Below are 17,633 nucleotides of genomic sequence, written 5' to 3'. Positions count from 1 at the left end.
CACGCCTCAGATGTAGAGCTCTTCGCGGGGATAACCCACACGCGGTTGGGGCCGGCTGCCATAGATGGCTGAAAGCAGCAGCAGGATCCCCAGTCTGCCGACAAACATGCCCACCATCAGCACCAGCTGGCCCCAGCGGTTCAGCTGGGCTGTCACCCCCAGATCCAGGCCCACGGTGCCGAAGGCCGACATGCAAGTGAACAGCTTTTCCAGGAAGTTGAAGCTGGTGCGGGTCGGTTCTCCTGAGGTGGTCGGGCCCAGCCCCAGCAGCAGGGCCATCAGGATCACGAAGATCGCCGATGCCACGGTTACCCCCACGGCGCGCAGCACCACGGTGTCGGGAATCTGGCGCCGGTGGATCACCACTTTTTCCCTCCCCTGCAGGGTGGAGCGGGTGGCCCCCATCAGGGTGGCGAAGGTGGTGGTCTTGATGCCGCCGCCGGTGCCGCCCGGGCTGGCGCCGATAAACATCAGCACGATCAAGAGCAGCAGGCCGGCATCTGAGAAGGTTTGGATCGAAAGCGGCACGGTGTTGAAGCCGGCGGTGCGGGCCGTGATCGACTGGAACAGGGTCACCTGGATCGACTGCCACCACTGGAGTTTCTCCATCACCCCACCGGTGGCGAAGTGCTCGGTGAACAGCAGTCCAATGGCGCCGAAGCCGATCAGCAACACGGTGCTGCGCAGCACCAGCCGGGTGTGGAGGCTGAGCCTGCGCAGCTTCTGCAGCCGATTTCGGTTGCTCCACAGGTCGTTGATTACGCGCCAGCCAATCCCGCCCACCACGATCAGCGCGGCAATAACGCCGTTCACCACAGGATTGTCGCGGTAGCCCACCAGGTTGTCGCTCCAGAGGCCGAAGCCGGCGTTGTTGTAAGCGCTGATGCAGTGGAACAGGGCCGCCCAGAACCTTTGCAGAGGATTGCTGATGTCGGCGAAACCAAAGACATACAGCACCACCGTGCCGAGGCCCATCACACAAAAACCCGTAATCAGGATGCTGTTGAAGGTGGGGCCAATGCCGCCAACGCCGAATTCGTCCAGGGCGCGGCCCTTGTCCAGCCGGTGGCGCAGGCCCGAGTGGCCCTGCACGAAACCCTGCAAAAAGGTGGTGATCGCCATCAGCCCCAGGCCGCCCATGATGATCAGGGCGGCCAGGGTCACCTGGCCGAAGGCGGTGAGGTCGCGGCTCACGTCAATGATCGATAAGCCGGTCACCGTGATGGCGGAGGTTACGGTGAACAGGGCCTGCCACAGCCCCACGTCATCGCTGGAGCAGAGCGGGCTGGCCAGCACCACGGTGCCGATCACGATCACCAGGGCGCCGGTGACGACCGTGAACTGGGGCACGGTGAGTTGCTGCCGCCATCTCAGCAGGTTGTTCCAGGGGGAGAGGGCCGGCTGGGTGGGCGCGGGAGCACTCGGAATTGGAACCTTCTCTGGGATGTGCAGCCGCATGGAATTGGTTAGCCACGTTTAGCCTAATCACCCTGGAATCCAGGATTTTCTCTTGAGCCAGCCTTGAGCCAGCCGTTTGTTGAAGGCCTCCCCAACATGATTGGCGCCGTAGTGGAGGCCAATTCATGGCTGGGCGCTGGTGGTCAGGGGCGTGCAGCTGCGGCGCGGGAACCAGTGATGCCAGTTTCCTCCAGGGGGTTGGCCTCTGCCCTGCTGCTGGGCTTGCTGACGGCCCTGTTGGCATCGTGCGCCAAGGACAAGGCCAGCGACGCCGGTGCTGTTGTCAGTGCTCGCATGGCCCAGATCCGCTCCCGCGGCCGACTCATCTGCGGCATCAATGGCCAGCTGCCCGGCTTCAGTGCCCTGCAGGCCAATGGGGTCTACACCGGCCTCGATGTTGACATCTGCAAAGCCGTGGCGGCCTCCGTGCTGGGGGATGGGGCAAAACTGGAGTTGCGCCCGCTTAGTAGCAACGAGCGCTTTGCGGCCCTCGCCAGCGGCGAGGTGGATCTGTTGTCGCGCAACACCACCCTGGCGCTCACCCGGGACGCTCCCGGAGGTAACGCGCTCAGCTTTGCCCCGATCGTCTATTACGACGCCGGTGGGGTGATGGTTCCAGCCAGTGGAGGGGTGCGATCACTGCCAGATCTGGCGGGTCGGCCGATCTGCGTTGTGGGGGGATCCACCAACGAGTCGGTCATGAGCGACCGCATGCGGCAACTGGGGCTCGCCTTTCAACCGCTGCGCTTTCAGGATGCGGATCAAGCCTTCTACGCCTATCAGAGAGGCCGCTGCAGCGCGATTACGAGCGACCGAACTGGCCTGGCGGCCCGCCGCAGCCTGTTTGCCGATCCCAGGGCCCATGGGCTGCTGCCGGAGCTGCTGAGCAAGGAACCGTTGGCTCCTGTCACTGCCCAGGTTGACCCTGCCTGGAGTGACGCCGTGCGCTGGATTGTCTTTGCCCTGATTAGGGCCGAGGAGCTGGGTCTCAGCCAGGCCAATGTGGCCACTCTTATGCGGGAGGGCCGCTCCCGGCCGGGAGCGGCTGAGCTGCGCCGCCTGCTGGGTGTGGAGGGGGAACTGGGTCGCCAGCTGGGCCTGCCGGCCGATTTCGCCGCCCGGGCCGTGGCGGCCGTGGGCAATTACGGCGAACTGCTGGAGCGCAACGTGGGCCCCCGTTCAAGCCTGGGGCTTGAGCGGGGGCTGAATCGGCTCTCGGTTCAGGGGGGATTGGTCCAGTCGCCGCCCTTTCGCTGAGAGGTTGGTTCGTCAAGCCAAATCAGTTCTGATTAGGGCCTGCAGCTCAGGGGTTGGAGCTCAGGGGCCCAGCACCGCCTCCTGCAGCTCAACGTCTACCGCCAGGCCCGGATCCTCCGCATGGCTGGCCACCACCAGCCTGTGAACGCCAGCTTCGAGCACGAAGGCATCCCGCGCCGGATCGAAACAGGCAAGCTGGCGCATTGGAATGGCAAGTGTCAGCCGCCGCTGCCCTTGGGCAGGGAGTGTGAGTCGTCTAAAGGCTGCCAAGGTGCGCCGTGGCCGCTCCAGTAACTCACCCGGCGGCTCCAGATACACCTGCACCACTTCGGCTGCTTCCATCTGGCCGCTGTTGCCAACGCACAAGGTCAGCTCCACCGAGCCCTCTGCTGCCAGCGAGTCAGGCTTGATAGTGGCTGCGATCTCTGTCAGGTAGAAGCTGCTGTAGGAGAGCCCGAACCCGAACGGATAGGCCGCCGCCTCCCCTCCCTCTCCTAGGAGTTTGCGGAAAAACTGCCTGAAAGGCCGCGTTTTTCCCTCCAGAGAGCTGATTGTGCTCCGTTCGGGCTGAAATGATGCGTTTCAGCGGTTCAGAACGCCCGATTTCAGGCGTTTTGCCCCGTTGGGGCTTCCTGGAGGCCGCCTCATTGGCACACCTCTGGGCAACCACCTGTTCATGCCGCCGCCATCGCCGGTTTGAGCAGGTTGCCCAGCCGGATCAGGTTGTAGGCGATCACGTGCAGGCCAAACACCGCACTCACCTTGTCGGTGCCGCGCAGTTTGAATTGGCGCAGACCGCCCCACTGTTTGATCCAACCAAACACCTTCTCGATACCGCGGCGGGCATTGATCGACTTGGCGTAGCCCTCGTGGCGCGTGGTGCGGCCATCAATGGCGGAGCCACCAGAGCGGGCGGTGTTCTGAGCGACGTGCGGCGTCACGGCGATGCGACGCATCTCGGCGACAAAGCCCTTGGTGTCGTAGTTCTTGTCGGCACCGATGGTTTTTTGGTGGGCACCGGGGATGTCAGCCGCCATCGCTTTGGCGGCATCCCGCTCCCCGGTACCCACTGCTTGGGTAACGCGGCAATCGACGATCAGGGCATGGCGGTTGTCCATGAGCACGTGGCCCCGGTAGCTGGGTTGGGCCGGGTGGGAATTGGACTTGCGGGCCAGCAAGGCGTCTGGATCGACGCTGGAGCGGTGGGTCTTGTTGCTGAGCTTGATGCCGCGGAAGTCACCCTTGGCCCGCTTCTTACCGGGCTTTGGAGCGCCAAAGCCCTCGCCAGGGCCTGACGACGGTGGCGGTGGGTCCTGCTGACCATCGGTCCGCTCCAGTGAGGCATGGGACGCCCAGGCCTGCAGCAGGGTGCCATCCACTGAGAAGTGTTCGTCGCTGAGCAGCGGCTTGACTTCCGGGGCAGCCATCAGTTTCTCCAGGAAGCGGCCCATGACGTCGTCATTGAGCAGCCGTTCGCGGTTCTTGGTGAACGTGGTGGGGTGCCAGATCGGATCATCCGGGCTCAGCCCTACAAACCAGCGGTAGAGCAGGTTGTAGTGGAGCTGCTCCAGCAACAGCCGCTCGGAGCGGATCCCATAGAAAGCCTGCAGCAACGAGGCCAGCAGCAGCTGTTCTGGCGGCACCGAGGGCCGACCTTCTGCGGCGTAGAGCTCACAGAAGGTGGGATTGAGACGATCGGGCCTGATCGGCCAGTTTCCGAATACGCCGCAGCGGATGGCTGGCCGGGATCCGCTCCTCGATCGACACGTAGGAGAACAGGGAGCCGCTGCGCTCCCGGTGACCTCGCATCTGGACTGGGCAGCTGGTCCATTTTCGCGCAGGCGTGGTTTTTCAGCAAACTCCTAGAGTGCAGCGTTTCCCTGGCCTCCTACGTGCGCGGCGACAATTAGGTGGGCGCCCGCTTACGTAGTTGACACCGGGCACCGTGGGTAACACTCTCTAGGTACCCCAGCCCCATGGGCAACACCGGCTTGGTGCGCTAATGAGTATTGATCTGGAACTTCTCATCGACGCATAGCTCCATCGTCTTGGCGGGGCAGATTAAGAGAAGCCTAGGATGTCACGAACCTTCTCCACAAAGAACGAATCGGTTGAGAGCCCTGTAGCCGACAGGCATCCGTGAAGCGGTGGGATTTTTGCCTGTGAGGTTGCACCGAGAAGCTGCAGCCGGCTTGCAGTGGTCCGTGGATCTGGAGATTCCAGTCGTTGCAGCTAACGTCTTATCATCCCTCTTGGTGCTGCCATCGTCAGGCCTGGCCTGCAAGGCCCGGTTGATCACCTCGGCCACCTTGTGGACCTCGTCAGTGCGGGGCCGGCCTGGCCGGAGTTCATCGGACAGGCTATCCAGTCCCAGCTCTCGGATGCGCCACTTGCCGTCGGCTATTCCCGTTAGGGCCATGGGCTTGGCAATTGATGTACTGGTTTTGCCAGCACCGGAGGCCCGTAAGATCTGGGGATACGAAGGCTCAGTCGGGAAGCGAGCGTGAACCGGCGATTCCCTAACGATGCTGAACTTACGCATCACTGAGTAGCAGCTGCGGCATTTGGAGTTCGCTGTAAAACCCTCTGAGCGTACGATCGCCCGAAGCACAAGGACGAGACAAGAAATTCCAACCCCGCGAGGCTTACAGCCTGCACAAATATCAACAGAGTCGCGGGGAGCACATGATTTCACAATAGTTAGGGCTTGCTGAGGAACCAATATCCATTGCGCTGCAGTTGATTCCAGGGGTGGTCTCACGTTAAAATGAGCCAAATGTAGCCATTCCTGGCTTAGAATAATCTGCTGACACGCCAATGTACGTTTTTCAGCACGCAGGTCAGCTATCGATCGAGGAGTTTTACACGCCCTTCGGCGGCAAACTAGATCCTAATAATCGCTGGCTTCTGCTTCGTAACCTGATTCCATGGATGCCGCTGGAAAGCCAGTATGCACCCCAATTCAGTGCCAAGACAGAAGCACCGGCCAAGCCGTTTCAGATGGCGTTCGGTGCGCTGTACATCCAGCAACGCCTGGGAGTGACAGACCGCGAAACAGTTCAGCTGATCACGGAATCACCGTATCTACAATTTTTCATTGGCTTGAGTGCATACCAGGCAATGCCCCCGTTTGATCCATCGATGATGGTGCATTTTCGTAAGCGCATTGGCCCTGATCTGATCAAGATCTGCAATGACATGACCAAGGCCAATGGCATTGCGATGATTAAAGAGATGCTGGTTTCGGCGGAGGAGGATGATAGCGAACAAGAAGAGGAGCAACAGCTTGCTGCCATCGACGAAGCGCTAGGGGTGAAGCCTGCAACGTTGGATCCTGAAAGTAACTGGGGTACTCTGATTCTTGATGCAACCTGCGTGCCTGATGACATTCCCTACCCAGTAGATCTGAGGTTGCTCAACGAAGCGAGAGAGGCCACTGAGAAGATCATCGACGAACTGTTCAAGCAGTTGCAGGGAAAGATCAATCGTAAACCCCGCTGCAACCGGGATAAAGCTCGGAATCGGTTTCTGGCGATCATCAAGAAGAAAAAGCCCAAATGCGCCGAGATCCGTGAAGTCAAGCGCTTTCAGCTCAACGAGATCCGGAGAAACCTCAGAGCAATTGATCAGATGATCCATTGCGGTGCCATGCTTTTGGAGCTTGGAACCCAGCTCTACCGCAAGCTGCTGATCACCAGTGAACTGTACCGGCAGCAGCAGGAGATGTATGACGCTGATAGCCGGCGCATCGACGATCGGATTGTCAATTTGTCAAAACCACACGTGCGGCCGATCGTGAGGGGCAAGGCGGGAAGGCGAACAGAGTTCGGTGCGAAGATCTCAATATCAGATGATAATGGCTTTGTCGATGTGGATCGAATCAGCTGGGACAACTACAATGAAGCCAACGACCTGATCGCACGTACCAAGCAATACAAGGAAGAGCGAGGGTACTATCCAGCACGAATCTGTGCCGATTCAATCTATATGACATTAGGCAACAAGAAGTTCTGCGCAGAAAATAACATCAGACTCAGTGGCCGTCCACGCAAGAAGCAGGTAGAGGCCGAGGTGCAGACAGCAGAGCAACAAGAGCTTTTTAAATCAGACTTGAGAAAGCGTTCCGTGATCGAGGGAAGAATCGGAACGAGCAAACGGAAATATGGACTGGATCGGATCATGACCAAGCTGATTGAAACATCAAGAACGGTGATCACGATGGCGTTCTTTGTGATGAATGCCGAGAAGGTTCTCAGGCTACTGCGCCTCTTATTATCTATTCTTGTCTCTGTGTACATCCTGATGCTCTATTTGCTCGCCTCCTGGCGCCGTCCAGCGCTTCTGTGGGCTGCTTAGTCAGCTTCTAGGAGTAAAATTGAGGTCACCAGCGCTTGGCGCTGCAGGCTGAGTCGCGGCCCTTGGCGCGGACGAAAAACCCGCGAATGAAATTCAGCAAGCCCTAGTTAGTATTGTGCGGCTATGTCGGCAAACTCTTTAGACGTCAATGGATCACGGAGGGAACAAATACACTCCAGCTTCCAGCTGTTATCTCCGGAACGGTACTCTAGGATTACATCGCAATTACTCTCATTTTTTAGAAGTGCATTTTTAGTGGGTAGCTCCCCTCCTAGAAGAATACCGGTTTGGACATATCACCATGAATAAGGGAGAACTTTTTGGGACCAGACCGATTCGTAAACACTATCGCCAATCTTAAGAAAGCCACCAGGGCCCTTCTTCCCAATATCACCAATATGATAACAGAAAGCTTGGGCATTAAGATATCCCGTAAGATATTTATTATCCCAATCCTTTGAGATTACTTGCTCAAGTTCCGTTGGGCCTCCAAGGATTGTTTTGTGATGGCAAACCGTATGCTTTAATGTATTTGTCCGAAAAATTGAGGGCATTAAAGAAAAGCTCTCATGCATTACACCGCGTCCCACCCAGCCGACGTTTTCGTTGTCAATTCTTATTGCGTGCAGAACGCTTCCGTCGAGGGTTACCAAGTCGTCCCCAACAAGACAAAAAGGTTCGTAGACGATAGGGGCTCGGAGATAAAGCTGGTGCAGCCCAGGCGCCAAATGAAAAAGCGCGAGCGCAGGTGTTACAAAGTCATAAGGCAAGTAAAAGTAATGATCACCTTCAAGATAAAGACAATATTCAGTTTCTGCTCGAGCACATAGTGCATTAAAAACGTCGTGGAAACAAGTTCGATTAATTGAACTGCTATTGATGTATACTAGGCCTCTGTTGTCGCATACTTCTTTTATCTCGTCGCTATGCATTGGAGACCTGTCATCCATTACGTAGTGGATGATCTCACCTGGAAATTGTATGCATCTGTAAAACGATTCAATCGTGCTATTAAAATAATTCAGCCTTTCGGGAGCGTTGACGTAGACAGTAGTCAGAACTGTAATTGAAGACATGGCTTTCAGCTTGATAAACTAGAGCGGATGCAAGCGAGAGCCCATTTTAGCATGAATAAACTGCAAGTTACTGTTTTAGCAGCCATTAAATGCTGTATTGACAAAGTTCTAAATTGCAAGTTAGATAAACTGTTCTATTGAAGTATCCATTAAAGGTTGCCAGGTTGAAGGTGATTTTCATTGCATACCTTCTTTGACTTTACGCCATCTCGGGGACGGGAAGCTTGCGTTAACCGGTTCGGTGCTGGTATGGTAACAATGGCCTCATCGGAAGGCCTGCAAAGTATCTACATACGAATTGATCACCGAATATAGTATTCAAGGTCTCAAATTGTGCTAGGGAGACTCTGGAGAATCCAGGCCAGCTGCGCGAAAATCCCCATGTAATCGCAGTCGCGAACTGGGGTCATGGAAGGGCTGATTCAAAGTGTGTCACAAGCTCCCTGGCCGGGGCTGCGAGTATGGGTTGAGGTCGGCGGAATCGCGCCCTGCCCATACCCGAGACCGCTTTTCCCGCAACCGATCTCGACTTGATCAGCTACCTGAGGTCGAACCCCGATGCGCGGATGCGGCGCCGGGTTCGGTTACCAGCCTGGTATGTGCTGTTGGCCACGGTGCTGGGAATCCTGAGTGGCTGCCAGAGCTTGCGAGATCTGGAGCGATTCGCCATCCGCCACCACGCCGTGCTCACCAAGGCGCTGGGCCTGGAGCTGCGGCGGCCGTCATCGGATTATTCGTTCCGCTATTTCTTCCAGCAGGTGTATGTGTCAGCCCTATGCGCCGCGATCCGTGACTGGTCGATCGCCCAGATCCCTGGTGGTGCAGCGGATCTCGATCAGCTGGTGTTTGACGGCAAAACCTTGAGGGGATCGATCGAGCTCACGGCTGGCGGGGGCTCCGCATTCATTGCCCAGGTCACGCTGTATTTGGCCGCTCTGGGTGTGGCGATCAGCCAGGCCTGCTACGCCACCGGTGAAAACCACTAGCGTTTCGTGCTCCAGAAGCTGCTTGGTGAGCTGGATCTCGAGGGTGTGCTGATCCAGGCAGATGCGCTGCACACCCAGCGACCGTTTTCAACTCCTCCAGGAGCAGGGGGCCAACTTCCTTCTGACGGTGAAAGCCAATCAGAAAACACCGCATCGTCAGATCCGCAGGCAGTTTCAGGGAAAGCGTCAGATCCCTTTTGTGGCATCGGATCAGGAGATCAGCCATGGCCGCGACATTACCTGGACGCTGCGGGCAAAGTAGGCACCGCAGCACATCCGCGAGAGCTGGGTTGGCACCAGCTGGATTCTGGAGATGACCGCTACCGGCACCAGAGACGGGAAGCCGCTTCAGGCGCAGCACCTGTGTTTGTTCACCAGCCGCACCTGATCGGTGCGAAACCAACCCTGCGCACCACCCCAGAGGCTCTGCTTCAACTAGTGCGGGAACCGATGGAGCATTGAGTGCTGGCTCTGGATCCGTGACACCCAGTTCCACGAGGACGCCCACCGCTACCGCGGCAATGGCGCTGGTGCATTGGCCAGCCTGCGAACTGCACCACTCAACCTGCTATGATTAGAAGGTGGATGCAGGCGGTGATGCGCGTCATCACCGCGCTGCTGGCGATGACGATGCGTCAGCCAGGGCCCAAGACGTGTAGATACTTTGAGCCAGCCCTGGGGGTCATGGGCGGTAATCAGCTCGGTTTCGGTGATTACGAGTAGTCGACGGCCAAAAAACGCACCAAGCGGGAGCGCTTTCTCTCTGAGATGGGTGGGGCAACTCAGCGATTGAGTTGTTCTGTGTTAATCGAGGGAGGAGCTGGTGCGCTTCAGCTGATGTTTGCTGCCGGCTGGGCAGACGGATCAGCATCGGTGAGCTCCAGGGCCTCTTCTGGATCCGGGATCTTGGCCATGGTGGCTTCAGAGAAAAAGCGCCGGCGTTCCAGCTGCCATTCCTCCTGCTGCTCCAGCAGCTGGCTGCCCACCAACCGCACGATCGCAGCGTCGTTGGGGAAGATCCCGACCACGTTGGTGCGGCGCTTGATCTCCTTGTTGAGCCGCCAGCGGGTTGGTGCTCCAGATCTTGCGCCAGTGCTCCTGCGGGAAGTGCAGGAACGCCAGTACGTCGTCGCGGGCGGCGTCCATCACCGGGACAGCTTTCGGGAACTGCTTGCGCAGCATCTCGGTGACCCGCTGCCAGTGGGAGCGCACTTGCTCAGGTGCCTGGATGACGAATACTGCTTTCATGGCCGCTGCCACCATGTCCTGGCCCGCTTTGGGCACATGGCTGAGCAGGTTGCGCAGGAAGTGCACCCGGCACCTCTGCCAGCTACTGCCCTGGAACATCCGCCTGATCGCTGCCGTCAGGCCCAGGTGGGCGTCTGAGATCACCAGCCTGGTTCCAGTCAGGCCACGCTCCTTGATGCTGCCGAGGAACTGCCGCCAGAAGCCCTCGGCCTCACTGTCACCCACGGCGATCCCCAGCACCTCGCGGTAGCCGAGGTCATTGATGCCGATCGCTACCACCACGGCACGTGAAACCACCTGCATGTTCTGCCCCAGACGGCCGTGGAGGTAGGTGGCATCGAGGAAGACGTACGGGTAGCGGGCATGGTCCAACGGCCGTCCCAGAAAGGCTTTCACCTGCTCACCTGTGCCTTGGCAGATGCGGCTCACCTCCGATTTGGAGATGCCGCTGGCGCCGCCCAGGGCCTCCATCACCACGGCGTAGAGGGCCTTGTCGACCCGGCGGCGAGGCTCGAGCCAGTCGGGAAAGAAGCTGCCCTGCCTCAGTTTGGGGATGGCCAGGCTGATGTCGCCTACCTGGGTGGTGAGCAGCCGGTGGCGATAGCCGTTGCGGTGGGTAGACCGCTGATCATGACAGCGCTCATGGAGTTGAGCACCGGTAAGGGCCGAAACCTCGGCTTCCAGCAGATCCTGGAAGCCCCGGCGCACGATTTCAGGGATCAGGGCGCCAGCGGTGGTGCCCTCCATGAGCTGAGCCAGCTTGGAGGCGCCACTATGGGTAAGGGTCATGGTCTGTGTTCGGTTTGGTGGTAGTGCTCCAAACAGGGTCACAGACCGGCCCACCCATTGCCACAGCTGATGTCTGAGGGAGGCGAACCGTCAGCCCCGGCGTAGCCGGGGCTGACCCCCCTGAGTTACACCACTCCATGGGACGCTATTCCTAGAGTCCGCATGCAATTAATGTATCCCTAAGTTTCTCCGGACACACAACTGTATCTAGACGGTTCCCACTCGCCCATTGGGCGTTATCAGGCCAATCTTCTACCGGACCTTCTCCCAGGAGAAAAGAATAATTAAGCTTTGCGCCTGTTGCTGTAGCCCAGTAATAGGTTTCTGGATGCTGAGGGTTATAGATTTCAATTAATCTGGCTCCAGGCAGGCAAAATGATATGTTTGCTAAGTTTGCTCCATGCATGCCGCATACGACTTCTGCGTTCTCATAAAGCCTAACTCCATCGATAAAATTAAATTTTTCTGGAAATATTATTTCAAATCCGAATTCACTAAGAATCGGATATAATTGTGCTTCATTTACAATCCTTCTCCACTTTGCGTTAGCACGACTTGTGTAAATACGGCGACTTGGTTTGGATACTGGTTTTCCATAAGTTCTTCTCAAATAGTCAGATATCCATTCCGGAGGATTTCCCGCTTCGGGGACTGATGGCACTACCAAATGTGTTGACTGTAAATGCATATCTGGAAAGGTCTGTATAAGTTGATTTTCGTCACAGCCTACAGCTAACAGACTTTCAATTGCAAAGTTATTGCTAGTTGAATTTATGATAATTTTTTCAAAATCCCTTGGCTTCCAGCCAGCTTTACATGCAAGTTCGAGTCTAGGCAACATCTGATGGAGCCAGTGGCCATAATTTGATCCAGGTGCACCTGCTAAAACTAGAACGGGCCCTGCTATCTTTACCAGTCTTGGCAGTTTAGAAGCGAAGAAGATGTCATACATATAAGGTTTATAGGCCATAGATAGATCGCCTAGGATCGTATCATCACCTGTAATAACAAAGGGTTCTATTCCCACAACCCTCCCCTTAGGAATCTCGGCTACAAACTGCTTTTTTAATGTAATTTGATGTCTTTTTTCAAGATTCTTGGGCTTTTTTTGAGTAATGCATAGGGCTTTTGTTAATTTGTATGTAATTGACGGGAAAATTTCTAGATACTTGGCGTTAATATCGCTGCGATTGTTTGCAAGCCACTCATTAAAGGTTTCCGAGAAATGCCTAGGTGGACCAAATTTAAGCGACGATCCAGGGATTCTTGGAAATAATAAAAATGCAAATGGGCGAACACAAAAGCGTATAAGCCGCCTTAGAAGCAGACCTCTTTGTATTCTCATGCCAAGATGAGGATTTTAGACTATCAAGTCTGATTGAAATATATGATTGATAGTACTGTTAGGCAATCAATTGTCCTGTCAGTATTTTCAACACATATAATCATACCCCTACTCTCGGCCTAGGGCCAAGCTCAGGTAAATGAATTTGCGCAAGCTTGTCTGTTTCAACTGCGCAGCTGAGTTGGCGCCCTCACGCCTAATTACTATTGCGTAGCAACATTTTCTTTTCCATGAATCTTGCGTGGTGTATTCAATGTCGTCCTTGCCTATACAACATTCGTTGTTCGTACTTGAGCTTTCTAGAGGACAGACTTTAGGAGCTTTGCCAATCGGGTCGAAAAATGATGTGATCCATATTTTCCCTCTGCCATCTTTCTTGCCCTCCTTCCCATATCCTGTATCTCGCCTGGATGGTCCTGTACCCAGTTGAGGCATTGCACCCAGCCGTCAACATCCCCTGGTTCCAGCCAAAAGCCAATGCCTTCTGCTTCGATATCAATGTCAATGTGACGGTTGCGTGTCATCAGAACCGCCCTCCCTAGGCCAAGAACATCCATGAGACTCGTTAGCCCTGCGAGGTTGCGCTGGGCAAATAATGGAATTGCAATTGCCCCATGGTTTCGCATGTGCTGGCAAAGTTCTGGATACTTTAGCCAACCCCGATTCTCCCCAGGAACAGGCTGTTCGTTACGGGCCTCTATTATCTTGAGATTTGAGCTAGTATGGAAAATCGGATTATCAAGCTGGCCTTGCAGGCCAATCACCGTTCCATGGCAACGGGATTGGGCTATTGCTTTTGCAAAGGTCAAGAAATCACGGCCAGTGCGCCCTGTTGCGATTACACCAAAACCAGGCGGTTGCCAAGGCCCGTAGAATTCGAGATCAGTACCCCATTCCAATAGCGCTAACTTAGTATGATTGGCGCCTATTCCCCTCAAGTCTTTCGTAAGCGCCTTGCTTAGGCAAGGTAACTTGTCAGCTCCACGGATGAACAGGCTTCTCTGCCAGTTTCGCAGAAAATCAAGCTTTCCTTTGAGAAAGCTATGGTGCATTAATGTAACGATCGGTACTTTATATAGCCCCAAGGCGCGTAAATATTGAAGCAAATGGGTCTGGGAGCCGCATGGTGCATAAACTAAATCGGCTTGGGATGAAAGCTGCAGTGCCAGCATCTGCTGTTGCAGATCACCAAGCTCTAGTGGTATGCGGAATCTACCTAGCAGTGTTTGAAATTTTGACCATCTTCCGATGGCTGGATAGGGTAGGAAGATGGGCTCGAATCCGTATTCATGTATTCGGTTCACACCGAACAAGACTTGATCCGGGGTCTCCTTTAGATCGACCTCTTGAACAACCCTATCCATCGGGTAATTGTTTAGTATCAGGACGCGTATGTTGGTCATTTGCGGATACAGGGGCTGATTATTTTTACTGAAACGCATATGGCTCAGCTCTCATGTGTAGCTTATCTCTCTTGGTTAAACTATTTTGCCACGATAGTGATTTATCAAAGAAGGTAGCAGCAGCAGCACCGCCACCGCCAACAGATGGGCTCGAACTGCGGCCCCAACTGCCGCAAGAGTGAAGTGGTCTGCCAGTAGCTGCAACTCAACCCGCAGATCCAGCAGGGCCAAAAGGCCCAGCAACAAGGGCACCCCATACCAAAAGCCTCCGGGACGTTGATGCAAACCGAAGGATTTGGGCACTTGCTCAGCGACGGCTCAAAACCGGCAGGAGGGTAGGTGCTACAGCGATACTCGACCAGGCACCCACCATGATGCCAAAGCTGAGGGCTACTGAAAACCAGAAGAGGGTGCTACCCCCGAAGAAGATCAAAGCAAGCAGGGGCAGCAGGGTGGTAAGCGAGGTGTAGATCGATCGGGTCAGGGTGCTGATCACGGCCTCATCGGCCTGGTCTGCCAGGGGTAGATCCTTGAGCTGGGAGCGCTTTTCACGGATTCGATCAAAGATCACCACCGTGTCATTCACCGAGTAGCCAGCGATGGTGAGCAGGGCCACGGCGAAAAGGCTATTGACCTCAACCCCCGCCAGCAGACCCAGCCAGGCAAACAGACCGCAGGTTATAAGCACGTCATGGGCTAGGCACAGCAGAGCCAGCAGGGCGTAGATGCGGTCGTAGCGAAAGCTGATGTATAGGGAAATGCCCATAAAACTCACCAGCAGTGATATCAAACTCGCCCTCAGCAGCTGGGGGCCCAGGGAGGGGCCAATGGTGTCCACCGACAGTCCGCCTGGCACCGTGTCTCCTAGCTGGCGCTCCAGGTTGGTCAGCACAACCTGGGCCTGATCCGGGCTCAGGCTGGGTAGCCGCAGCACCACCGATCGGCCTCCATCGAGCAACTGCACCGCCCCTCCAGCTAGGGAAGGGGCCAGCTGGCCGGGCTCGGCTGGAAGTTTCAGGCTTGCCAAGGATCCCTCCAGGGCTGCCACGCTGAGGGCAGGGCAGCTGGATTCGCAACGGCGCTCAATCTGGATCTGGGTGCCGCCGGTGAAATCCAGGCCTGGCCGCAGCGGAGCGCCAATGCCGGGCCTGCTCCAGCTGATCGCCATGCCAAGCAGGCTGAGCAGCAGGGCCACTAGCGAAAGCAGCCAGAGCAGGCGACGCTGACGGTTGACGCGAAAAGCAAGCATCTCAGGCCACTCCCTCGGAACGCTGCGACAGGGGCAGAAAATAATCAATCCGGCGTAGGGCCGGATAGCTCAACACCACGCGCAACAGGGTGCGGGTGCAGGTGAGGGCGCTGAACAGGCTGAGCAGCACACCGATGCCCAGGGTCACCGCAAAACCCTTAACAAAACCGGTGCCTAGGGCAAATAGGGCCACACAGCTGATCAAGGTGGTTACCTGGCCATCAAGGATCGATGAAAAAGCCAGGGAGAAGCCCGTTTCGATCGAGCGGATCAGGGTGTTGCCGGAGCGCAGCTCCTCCTTGATCCGCTCAAATATCAGCACGTTGGCATCAACCGCCATACCAAGCGAGAGGATGAAGCCTGCTATTCCTGGCAGGGTTAGGGTCACCGGAATTAGGGCGTAGGCGGCCAGGTTGAACAGGCCGTAGAGGGAGAGGGCAAAGACGGCCACAACACCTGCCAGGCGATAGACAACCACCATGAAAACGGCCACCAGCAGCAGGCCGCTGAGGGCAGCCAGCAGGCTGGTGCGGATATTTTCAGCACCAAGGGAGGGCCCCACGGTGCGCACCTCGAGGATCTTCACCGGCAGGGGCAGGGAGCCTCCGCGCAGCTGAACCTCCAGATCGCGGGCCTCCTCAGCGCTGAAGTTGCCGGTGATGCTGGCCGAACCACCACTGATGCCAGCGGCTTTGAACTCGGGGCCCACGCTGGCCTCACTGATGGAGCGGCCATCCAGCACGATGCCCAGCAGCCGTCCGCTGCCGGCGATCGACTGGGTGAGCTGGGCAAAGCGGTCGCCCCCCTGCTTGTTGAAGCTGAGGGTTACCTCCCAGGAACTGCCGCTTTGCTGCTGCTGGCGACCGGCTGTGACCAGATCCTTGCCGGTGAGCTGGGCGGGCTCATAGAGGCTGATGATGTCGGTATTGATGCGGCTGAGGTCGGCCTCCAGCTGGTCGCGATCGGCCTGCTTGGCTTCTGCTGCAGGAGCTTTGAGGCTCGCCAGCAGGGCTGTTGCCTGGCGCTTGAGGCCCAGCAGTTCCTGCATGCGCTGCTCGGTGCCGGGCTTCTGGGCGCGGAACTCGAGCAGGGCGGTGCTGCCCAACACGGTGGCAGCCCGGGTTGGATCCTGCTCTCCGGGCAGCTGTAGCACCAGCTGGTTGTCGCCCACGGTCTGGAGGGTTGACTCGGCCACACCCAGACCATTGATGCGGCGATCGAGCACCTCCTTGACGGCATCAAGCTGCTCCTTCTGCACCACCTTGACACTGCCGGCTGGCAGCACCTGCAGGGTCAACTGGCTGCCACCGCGCAAGTCCAGGCCCAGGCGTTGGCCCAGGGGGGTCTCGGGCGTATTCCAGCTGAACAGCAGGGATCCAGCGGCAATCGTCAGCGCCAGGATCAGGGCAAACCACCCTTGTTGGCGGGCCATCTCAGAGCCGACCAGCGATCAGTTGCTGGGCAGCCTCAACAATCTGATGGGGCTGGATGATCGTGAGGTTTTCCAGGGTGCCGTTGTAGGGGGTGGGTATGTCCTGGGAGGACAAGCGGATCGGTCGGCCATCGAGATCATCGAAACATTGCTCGGTGATCAGGGCAAGCAGTTCGGCGCCGATGCCACCGGTTTTCATGCACTCCTCCACCACGATCACCCGGTGGGTCTTGCGGATAGAGCGAGAGATCGTCTCCATATCAAAGGGTTTAAGGCTGACCAGATCGATCAGCTCAACTGACACACCTTCCTGCTCCAGCTGCTTGACGGCCTTGAGACAGTGGTGGCGCATGCGGGAGTAGGTGAGAATCGTCAGATCGCTGCCCTGCTGAACAACTTCAGCCTGGTCAAGGGCACAGATATAGTCCCCTTCGGGAATGGTTTCAGAGAGGTTGTAAAGCAGAACGTGCTCAAAGAAGAGCACCGGGTTGTTATCGCGGATCGCCGCCTTCATCAGGCCCTTGGCATTGGTGGGGGTGCTAACTGCCACGATTTTGATGCCTGGCACCGCGTGGAAGTAGGCCTCGAGCCGCTGGCTGTGCTCAGCCCCAAGCTGGCGACCCACCCCGCCGGGGCCGCGCACCACGGTGGGAATGGTGAAGTTGCCGCCGCTGGTGTAGCGCAGCATGCCCATGTTGTTGGAGATCTGGTTGAAGGCCAGCAGCAGGAAACCCATATTCATTCCCTCCACAATCGGGCGCAGGCCCGTCATGGCGGCGCCCACGGCCATGCCGGCGAAGGAATTTTCGGCAATCGGCGTATCCAGCACCCGCAGTTCGCCGTACTTCTCGTAGAGGTCCTTGGTCACCTTGTAGGAGCCGCCGTACTGGCCGACGTCCTCACCCATCACGCAGACGTGGGGGTCGCGGGCCATCTCCTCGTCGATGGCTTCGCGGAGGGCATTGAACAGCAGGGTTTCTGCCACGGGGGGCCATGCGCCTTATGGCTGCCAACCTATCCCAGCCAGGAACGTC

General features: G+C 57.0%; 13 protein-coding genes and 2 pseudogenes. 5 read left to right on the top strand and 10 right to left on the bottom strand.

Translation table 11 applies throughout. The annotated features are described in order from the left end of the window. Positions 1 to 6 precede the first annotated feature (6 nt). Positions 7 to 1,458 (bottom strand): TrkH family potassium uptake protein, encoded by a 1,452-nt coding sequence (locus H8F27_RS02265; RefSeq protein ID WP_197150957.1) that lies wholly within the window; start codon positions 1,456 to 1,458, stop codon positions 7 to 9. 177 nt (positions 1,459 to 1,635) lie between these two features. On the opposite strand from H8F27_RS02265, the gene H8F27_RS02260 reads away from it, so the two are divergent. Further along, on the top strand, positions 1,636 to 2,715 hold the full coding sequence (locus tag H8F27_RS02260) for an amino acid ABC transporter substrate-binding protein (protein ID WP_197150956.1): 1,080 nt from the start codon (positions 1,636 to 1,638) through the stop codon (positions 2,713 to 2,715). A gap of 60 nt (positions 2,716 to 2,775) precedes the next feature. Here the strand turns inward: H8F27_RS02260 and H8F27_RS17415 are convergent, their stop codons facing one another. After that, a complete protein-coding gene (locus H8F27_RS17415) occupies positions 2,776 to 3,093 on the bottom strand; it encodes a fibronectin type III-like domain-contianing protein (RefSeq protein WP_231596464.1) in 318 nt (105 codons plus the stop codon). A gap of 296 nt (positions 3,094 to 3,389) precedes the next feature. Further along, positions 3,390 to 4,524, bottom strand: a pseudogene (locus H8F27_RS02250) (IS5 family transposase). Between the two features lie 1,008 nt (positions 4,525 to 5,532). Here H8F27_RS02250 and H8F27_RS02245 point away from each other — a divergent pair. Next, positions 5,533 to 7,071 (top strand): IS5 family transposase, encoded by a 1,539-nt coding sequence (locus H8F27_RS02245; RefSeq protein WP_197150955.1) that lies wholly within the window; start codon positions 5,533 to 5,535, stop codon positions 7,069 to 7,071. Positions 7,072 to 7,367: 296 nt separating this feature from the next. On the opposite strand, the gene H8F27_RS02240 is transcribed toward H8F27_RS02245, so the two are convergent. Further along, positions 7,368 to 8,003, bottom strand: coding sequence for a hypothetical protein (locus tag H8F27_RS02240; RefSeq protein WP_197150954.1), 636 nt, complete (start codon positions 8,001 to 8,003; stop codon positions 7,368 to 7,370). Between the two features lie 674 nt (positions 8,004 to 8,677). Between H8F27_RS02240 and H8F27_RS02235 the strand changes: the two genes are divergently transcribed. The 3 genes from H8F27_RS02235 to H8F27_RS17925 all read left to right on the top strand — a co-directional run bounded on the left by H8F27_RS02235 (position 8,678) and on the right by H8F27_RS17925 (position 9,856). Then, on the top strand, positions 8,678 to 9,133 hold the full coding sequence (locus tag H8F27_RS02235; protein WP_255517725.1) for a transposase family protein: 456 nt from the start codon (positions 8,678 to 8,680) through the stop codon (positions 9,131 to 9,133). Positions 9,134 to 9,194: 61 nt separating this feature from the next. Next, complete coding sequence (locus H8F27_RS02230) at positions 9,195 to 9,395, top strand: hypothetical protein (RefSeq protein WP_197150951.1); 201 nt, start codon at positions 9,195 to 9,197, stop codon at positions 9,393 to 9,395. 335 nt (positions 9,396 to 9,730) lie between these two features. Further along, on the top strand, positions 9,731 to 9,856 hold the full coding sequence (locus H8F27_RS17925; protein ID WP_255517724.1) for a hypothetical protein: 126 nt from the start codon (positions 9,731 to 9,733) through the stop codon (positions 9,854 to 9,856). 107 nt (positions 9,857 to 9,963) lie between these two features. On the opposite strand, the pseudogene H8F27_RS02225 reads toward H8F27_RS17925, so the two are convergent. From H8F27_RS02225 to H8F27_RS02200, 6 genes and pseudogenes are all read right to left on the bottom strand, one after another. Beyond that, positions 9,964 to 11,170, bottom strand: a pseudogene (locus tag H8F27_RS02225) (IS256 family transposase). A gap of 151 nt (positions 11,171 to 11,321) precedes the next feature. Further along, complete coding sequence (locus tag H8F27_RS02220) at positions 11,322 to 12,515, bottom strand: DUF563 domain-containing protein (protein WP_197150950.1); 1,194 nt, start codon at positions 12,513 to 12,515, stop codon at positions 11,322 to 11,324. Positions 12,516 to 12,814: 299 nt separating this feature from the next. Continuing rightward, positions 12,815 to 13,918, bottom strand: coding sequence for a glycosyltransferase (locus tag H8F27_RS02215; RefSeq protein ID WP_231596463.1), 1,104 nt, complete (start codon positions 13,916 to 13,918; stop codon positions 12,815 to 12,817). A gap of 307 nt (positions 13,919 to 14,225) precedes the next feature. Next, complete coding sequence (gene secF, locus H8F27_RS02210) at positions 14,226 to 15,167, bottom strand: protein translocase subunit SecF (RefSeq protein ID WP_197150948.1); 942 nt, start codon at positions 15,165 to 15,167, stop codon at positions 14,226 to 14,228. A gap of 1 nt (position 15,168) precedes the next feature. Continuing rightward, on the bottom strand, positions 15,169 to 16,599 hold the full coding sequence (gene secD / locus H8F27_RS02205) for a protein translocase subunit SecD (RefSeq protein ID WP_197150947.1): 1,431 nt from the start codon (positions 16,597 to 16,599) through the stop codon (positions 15,169 to 15,171). Between the two features lies 1 nt (position 16,600). Continuing rightward, entirely contained in the window at positions 16,601 to 17,584 is a 984-nt protein-coding gene (locus H8F27_RS02200; RefSeq protein WP_197150946.1) for a pyruvate dehydrogenase complex E1 component subunit beta, read from the bottom strand. Positions 17,585 to 17,633 lie beyond the last annotated feature (49 nt).

Origin of the sequence: Synechococcus sp. CBW1108, assembly GCF_015840335.1 — a bacterium.
GTDB lineage: Bacteria > Cyanobacteriota > Cyanobacteriia > PCC-6307 > Cyanobiaceae > Cyanobium_A.
The sequence above is the reverse complement of the archived record's forward strand: the minus strand, read 5'-3'. Positions and strand labels throughout refer to the sequence as shown.

Bases quoted from the DNA above. Each gene is read 5' to 3' on its own strand.
- H8F27_RS02215 (WP_231596463.1), bottom strand. From the start codon at position 13,918: ATGACCAACATACGCGTCCTGATACTAAACAATTACCCGATGGATAGG.
- H8F27_RS02260 (WP_197150956.1), top strand. From the start codon at position 1,636: ATGCCAGTTTCCTCCAGGGGGTTGGCCTCTGCCCTGCTGCTGGGCTTG.
- H8F27_RS02265 (WP_197150957.1), bottom strand. From the start codon at position 1,458: ATGCGGCTGCACATCCCAGAGAAGGTTCCAATTCCGAGTGCTCCCGCG.
- secF (WP_197150948.1), bottom strand. From the start codon at position 15,167: ATGCTTGCTTTTCGCGTCAACCGTCAGCGTCGCCTGCTCTGGCTGCTT.
- H8F27_RS02240 (WP_197150954.1), bottom strand. From the start codon at position 8,003: ATGCATAGCGACGAGATAAAAGAAGTATGCGACAACAGAGGCCTAGTA.
- H8F27_RS02220 (WP_197150950.1), bottom strand. From the start codon at position 12,515: ATGAGAATACAAAGAGGTCTGCTTCTAAGGCGGCTTATACGCTTTTGT.
- H8F27_RS02230 (WP_197150951.1), top strand. From the start codon at position 9,195: ATGCGCTGCACACCCAGCGACCGTTTTCAACTCCTCCAGGAGCAGGGG.
- H8F27_RS02245 (WP_197150955.1), top strand. From the start codon at position 5,533: ATGTACGTTTTTCAGCACGCAGGTCAGCTATCGATCGAGGAGTTTTAC.
- secD (WP_197150947.1), bottom strand. From the start codon at position 16,599: ATGGCCCGCCAACAAGGGTGGTTTGCCCTGATCCTGGCGCTGACGATT.
- H8F27_RS17925 (WP_255517724.1), top strand. From the start codon at position 9,731: ATGCGCGTCATCACCGCGCTGCTGGCGATGACGATGCGTCAGCCAGGG.